Annotated in this window: 2 tRNA genes and 2 rRNA genes; all 4 read left to right on the top strand. The window is 46.2% G+C overall.

Annotation, left to right across the window (positions count from 1 at the left end):
* Nucleotides 1–108: ribosomal RNA gene (locus tag HCJ96_RS16130) — 16S ribosomal RNA — on the top strand; the annotation flags it as partial.
* 79 nt (nucleotides 109–187) lie between these two features.
* Nucleotides 188–263 (top strand) — tRNA-Ala (locus HCJ96_RS16125).
* Between the two features lie 165 nt (nucleotides 264–428).
* Nucleotides 429–505, top strand: a tRNA-Ile gene (locus HCJ96_RS16120).
* A 729-nt stretch (nucleotides 506–1,234) separates the two neighbouring features.
* A 23S ribosomal RNA gene (locus HCJ96_RS16115) occupies nucleotides 1,235–1,986 on the top strand; the annotation flags it as partial.

Raw genomic sequence — 1,986 nt, 5'->3', positions numbered from 1 at the left:
GTAGTTAGTTTAACCTTCGGGAGAACGATTACCACTTTGTGTTTCATGACTGGGGTGAAGTCGTAACAAGGTAACCGTAGGGGAACCTGCGGTTGGATCACCTCCTTACCTTAAAGAATCGAGTTACGCTTTTAATGTAGTGCTCACACAGATTGTTTTGTTATTAAAGAAAAGAACGACCATATTTGGGGCTATAGCTCAGCTGGGAGAGCGCCTGATTTGCATTCAGGAGGTCAGCAGTTCGATCCTGCTTAGCTCCACCACTTTGCGCAGTTTGATAAAAGTCAGATTGCAAGCAGTTAAGTGTTAGGCAATCCCTAGCGGGCCGCGGCGGACTCAGAAAGCGAGTGAAGGAGCATACATCAGTATGTGACTGAGTGAGCGCCGAACCAAGCCGCAGCAAAACGCTTAAATGCGCAGCAAGCTGGAGGCTTGTAGCTCAGCTGGTTAGAGCGCACCCCTGATAAGGGTGAGGTCGGCAGTTCAAGTCTGCCCAAGCCTACCAATTTCTTGCTTATGCGGCGTCAGCGAATCGCTCATGTGCTACTTGCACACTACGCGCTCCGCTTCCTTGCCTAACCAAGAAATGCACTAATAAAATAGGTCTGATGGAATAGGATCCTAATGAATATTTACTTAAGTTTAGTAAACATTGATTAGGGTTTTTTACCCTGAAGCGCTGAAAAGCGTCGCCATCGGCAAGTCCGATGACGAAAAGCTGAAAAGCGTGCCAATCGGCAAGTCCGATTGACAAAAACGTTCTTTAACAATTTGGAAAGCTGATATTAATAGTAATCAATCAAAAGAGTAACTGAGATTGAATATCGAAAGATGTTCTTTCACGCTATTACTCTACTTGACTTGAATTGCTTGTTATCAATTAAAGCGCTGAAAAAGCGTGTCAATCGGCAAGTCCGATTGACAATATGATGACAAGGCAAATTCACGATTAGCTAGTCATCATACAGCAGAGAGCAATCTCACCTAACCCTGGACAAAAAGGCGGGGTAGGCGGTTGATATCCATCCTTTTAGGTTGTCGCAACCTTTGGGTATTCAACTAACAGCTATGGAATCTACTTCTTTCATGTGTAGTAGAGGAAATAGCGACGATTGAGGTTCTGAGCAAGCGGATACGACGAGCGCAGGCGGGAGCATACATCAGTATGTGACCAACTAAGCGAGGAAGAGACGCGCCGCGCAGGTTCTCAAGCGGAAGCTATTTAGGGTTGTATGGTTAAGTGACTAAGCGTATACGGTGGATGCCTTGGCAGTTAGAGGCGATGAAGGACGTGTAAGTCTGCGAAAAGCTGTGGTGAGCTGACAAAACGCATTTGAGCCACAGATGTCCGAATGGGGAAACCCACCTGTACCTCTAACCTACTTTAACGTTGTCGTTTACGACAACGGTCAAAGCCAACTATGACAAAATGCATAGTGGTAAGAGGTAAGTTAGAGGTACAGGTATCGTTGCATGAATACATAGTGTAACGAGGCGAACGAGGGGAACTGAAACATCTAAGTACCCTTAGGAAAAGAAATCAATTGAGATTCCCCTAGTAGCGGCGAGCGAACGGGGAACAGCCCTTAAGCTGTATAGAATTTAGTGGAATCCTTTGGGAAGAGGAGCGATACAAGGTGATAGCCCTGTACACGAAGAAATCTTTACAGTGAAATCGAGTAGGTCGGGACACGTGTTATCTTGACTGAATATGGGGGGACCATCCTCCAAGGCTAAATACTCCTAACTGACCGATAGTGAACCAGTACCGTGAGGGAAAGGCGAAAAGAACCCCTGTGAGGGGAGTGAAATAGAACCTGAAACCGTATACGTACAAGCAGTGGGAGCACCTTCGTGGTGTGACTGCGTACCTTTTGTATAATGGGTCAGCGACTTATATTTGGTAGCGAGGTTAAGCGAATAGCGGAGCCGTAGCGAAAGCGAGTGTTAACTGCGCGAATTAGTTGCCAGGTATAGACCCGAAAC

The sequence above is a fragment of the Alteromonas ponticola genome (assembly GCF_012911815.1).
Taxonomy (GTDB): domain Bacteria; phylum Pseudomonadota; class Gammaproteobacteria; order Enterobacterales; family Alteromonadaceae; genus Alteromonas; species Alteromonas ponticola.
Note: the sequence above shows the minus strand (reverse complement) of the source record. Positions and strands in the feature narration are given on the sequence as shown.